Raw genomic sequence first — 3,725 nt, 5'->3', positions numbered from 1 at the left:
GTTTTGAACGAGATGTTTATCGTTCAGGCAAAACAACAAAACAGCGGTCATACTTGATGTATGGCCGCTGTTTTTTGTGAAGCATGGGCGGGAAACAGCCGTTCAAAACCCGACTTATCCCTAATTTGCGCGCCCTTTAGGACGGGGGTTCAGTTTAGAGTTTAGAGCTATAATCGCCCTTCGGGCGAGTTATGAGTTCGCGGCAAGCCGCGAACGTTAACCCTGCGGGTTCGCACCTTATTTCGTCATATCGCCGCCGAGGATCTCGCCGGTGTAGAGATCGACGAGCACCTTGACGGAATCGGTGAAGCTCGCGTTCGGGCGCTCATACGTCATCTCGCGGCAAAGGCGCGTGACACGCGAAGCGCGGGCGTTAGCCGCTTCCTGACCGGTGAAGTGCCAATTCGGCAGGCCGACGGTGAGCCCGGAGGAAACAAGCTCCCACCCGTCGCCGGCGAGCGCGCCGGAGGCGCGGACTGCCGCGTCCGCCGCTTCTGCGGAAAGCGGCTGCTCGCCCTCGGAGTGATCGTCGAGCAGCGGCACGAAGAATACCGTGCAGCCGACGAGCCGGCCGTCCGCCGGATCGACGGCGACGCGCACCGCCTCATAGGCGCTGTAAAGCCCCGGCTGCACCTCGCGGCAGAACTCGAAGCTGCGCCAATGCTCGTCGTGATCCTCCGTCGCCGTGAGCTTATACCCCTGCGGCACGGGCAGCTTCGCGTAATACGCACGCGCCGCCGCTTCCGCATCCGGCGCCGAAGCGGGCGCGGAGCCGATCTGATCGAGATCGAAGAAGCCGAGGAAGGCGCCCGTTTCCGCGTTGAATCTCACGCTGACCGTCGCGCTCCCGCGCTCGAAATCGACCTCCGCCTCGCGCCTGTCCCAATACATATTCTCCTGACGGCGCACCGTCATACGCTCTGCGGAAACGTCCGGCACGCCGACCGTTTCGAGCAGCGACTGCGCGGCGAGGATGAACTCCTCGTCCGAAAGCGGCGCGTAATCTCCGCCCTGCTCGGGCGCGGAGTGATCCGCGCTGCTTATATCGCGGATGATACCGCCGTTTTCCGTTTCCGGATACGTCTCCGGCGCGGGCAGCGTCCAGCGCTTATACGCCGCGTATCCCGTCACGCTGAGCGCCGCGATCGCCGCCGTGCACGCGGCAATCAGCACCGTGCGCCGCAGACGCAGACGCGCCGGGCGTGCGGTTTCCGTTCCGCGTTCCGCAGTCTTCGCTTTTATCCCCTCGAGCATACGACCGACCGCCGCCTCGTCCGGCGCGGCGCGGTCAAACGCCGAGATTATTCTTTCGTCTTTCATCATTCGCTCCTTTCAAGTATGCGCCGCAGCTCGTTTCTGCCGCGGCTCAGATCGCTGCGCACCGTCGATTCCTTTCTGCCGGTCAGCCGCGCTATCTGCGCGGTGGAAAGTCCCTCGTAATAAAAAAGATATATCGGTATACGGTATTTTTCATTCAGCGAACGCACCGCCTCAAGCGTTTCGTCCGGCTCGGGATCGTCGGCGGAGCCGCAGCGTTCCTCTTCAAGCGGCAGGTCGCCGCGCCGCTTTTTGCGCAGCTCGTCGCGGCAGACGTTCTTCGCGACCGCGATCAGCCACGCCTTTACGCCGTCCGAGTCCGCGAAATCGCGGCGGGAAAGCGCGAGCTTGACGAAGGTATCCTGCACCGCGTCCTCAACGTCGGACGCTTCGCGCAGAAAGGTCAGGCAAACGTTCCAGACCGTGCGGTAATGCGTCCGGTAAACGCGCTCAAGCTCTTCAAGCGACATCAGCCGCCACCTCCTTTGTTTTCTCTTTCCGACGTCGGCACTATTATAACGCTTATGGGGGCGGAATTGTTGCAAAAACCCCGTCCGGAATTCGGACGGGGTTTTCTTTGAGTTATGAGTTTGTGCGCGTGAGGTGTGGGATCCCTCGCTTCGCTCGGGATGACAACCCCTCAGTCGCCTTTCGGCGACAGCTCCCCTTGCACAGGGGCGCTTTTGCGCCTTACAGCGCTACGTTCTCGATGACGAGCACGCCGTCGTAGCCGACGGTGCCGACGTAGTTGACGGGCGCGCCGTCAATGAAGAACCAGACGCTCACGGTCTGACCCGCGAGCTTCGCGCCGACGTAGGAGGTGACGGTGACGGCGCCGTTATAGGCCTCGTCCGCCGCTTCGCCGTCGATCGTGAAGGCGATGGTCTTCAGCAGCACGAGCTTGGTCATTCCGCTGTCGTCCTTCTTGGAGGCACGGAGCAGCGCGAGGTACGCGCTCTGCGAATAGACTATGTCGGTCAGCTCGACCTCGACGTTCTGCGCGAACTCGGCGTCGAAGGTCAGGCCGCTCGCGGTATCCTCGATCGACTGCGGCTCGAAGGGCGCGGGATCGACGACGACGGCGAGGCGGGTCGTGAAGCCCTCGTACAGATCGGCGTAAGTTCCGGTCGGGGTGAAGGTCAGCTCGAAGGAACTGCCGCTCTGCGCGGAAGTCGGCTGCGCGTCGGGAGTTGCCCACGCCCAGACGCCTTCGATATCGCCGGTGTCGCCGCCGGTCAGAGTCGCTTCCGCGAGAGTCTGCGGATACGTGACGTGAGCGGCGGTCGGGAGCGTATAGTTCTTGATAACGCCCTTGCCGATAAGGCCGGTGAAGTCGCTCGTGACGGTGTCTTCCGCTTCCGCGCTGTAAAGCTCCGCGCGGACGGACTTGCCGATCTCGGCGGCGGTCAGCGTGTAGGTCGCGCCGGTGCCGAGCAGGTCGCCGTCTTCGTTATACCATCTTACGACCGCGTCGGTGATGAAGGCCGGGACGTCGATCGCGGTGGCGGTCAGCGTTTCGCCGTACTTCTCGACGCCGCTGATCGTGATCTGCGTGTTGGCGTCGAAGACGAAGAGCGCCTTGTAATCCGCTTCCGCGGCGACCAGCGTCGCGTAGTTGGTGACGAGCGCCTGCTGCGCGGGAGTCAGGTCTTCGTAGCCCGCTCTCGCGGCGTCGATCTTCGCCTTCTGATCGGCGAGGACTTCGGTCACGGGACCGATGGCGTCGATCGCCGCGATGACGGCGTCGAGCGCCTCGTCGTGAGCGACGACCACGGTAACGCACACCGCGTCGGTGTCGTTATGGTTCGCGTCGCCGGCGACCTTGTACCAGACGTAATAAGTGTCGGCCGCGGTCGCCTCGGGGATGGAATCGCCGAAGGTTCCGGGCGCCGTGGCGGTGCCGAGCGCGTACTTCATTGTGCCGCCGGCGGCTTCGCCGGTAACGGTCAGGAGCGGCTTGGTCGCTCCGTCGAAGGTCCATTCGTTCGCTGCGACAGAAGCGGCGGTCGAACCCGCCTTGCCCACGGTGACGGTGACGTCGACGTGTTCGACGGCGTTGAAGTTATCGGTATCGTCGGGGGTGAACTTCGCCTTGAAGACGTTGCTGCCGGCGGTGCCGACGGGGGTCGTTCCCTCGTCCTCCCATTCCCAGCCGTCGGGCAGGGCAACGGAGGAGAGCGTATCGCCGTAAGTTGCGTTCAGACCCGTGGGAACGGTATAAGCCGGAGTCGCCTTGCCGACCGTGACGGTGACGTCGACGTGTTCGACGGCGTTGTAGTTATCGGTATCGTCGGGGGTGAACTTCGCCTTGAAGACGTTGCTGCCGGCGGTGCCGACGGGGGTCGTTCCCTCGTCCTCCCATTCCCAGCCGTCGGGCAGGGCAACGGAGGAGAGCGTATCGCCGTAAG

The 3,725-nt window shown here is 63.3% G+C and carries 3 protein-coding genes; all 3 read right to left on the bottom strand.

The window, feature by feature from the left end; translation table 11 throughout:
* Window positions 1-237: 237 nt before the first annotated feature.
* Window positions 238-1,320, bottom strand: coding sequence for a hypothetical protein (locus IJL83_03395; protein ID MBQ6552643.1), 1,083 nt, complete (start codon window positions 1,318-1,320; stop codon window positions 238-240).
* Window positions 1,320-1,787 (bottom strand): sigma-70 family RNA polymerase sigma factor, encoded by a 468-nt coding sequence (locus tag IJL83_03390; protein MBQ6552642.1) that lies wholly within the window; start codon window positions 1,785-1,787, stop codon window positions 1,320-1,322. The genes IJL83_03395 and IJL83_03390 overlap by 1 nt, the downstream gene beginning before the upstream one ends.
* A 220-nt stretch (window positions 1,788-2,007) precedes the next feature.
* Window positions 2,008-3,725: hypothetical protein (locus IJL83_03385; GenBank protein ID MBQ6552641.1), on the bottom strand; the 1,718-nt coding region annotated here is incomplete at its 5' end.

It is taken from the genome of Clostridia bacterium, assembly GCA_017438525.1.
Classification (GTDB): Bacteria; Bacillota; Clostridia; order Oscillospirales; family RGIG8002; genus RGIG8002.
This window is presented reverse-complemented; position numbering and strand designations above follow the sequence as displayed.

Bases quoted from the DNA above. Each gene is read 5' to 3' on its own strand.
- IJL83_03390 (MBQ6552642.1), bottom strand. From the start codon at position 1,787: ATGTCGCTTGAAGAGCTTGAGCGCGTTTACCGGACGCATTACCGCACG.
- IJL83_03395 (MBQ6552643.1), bottom strand. From the start codon at position 1,320: ATGAAAGACGAAAGAATAATCTCGGCGTTTGACCGCGCCGCGCCGGAC.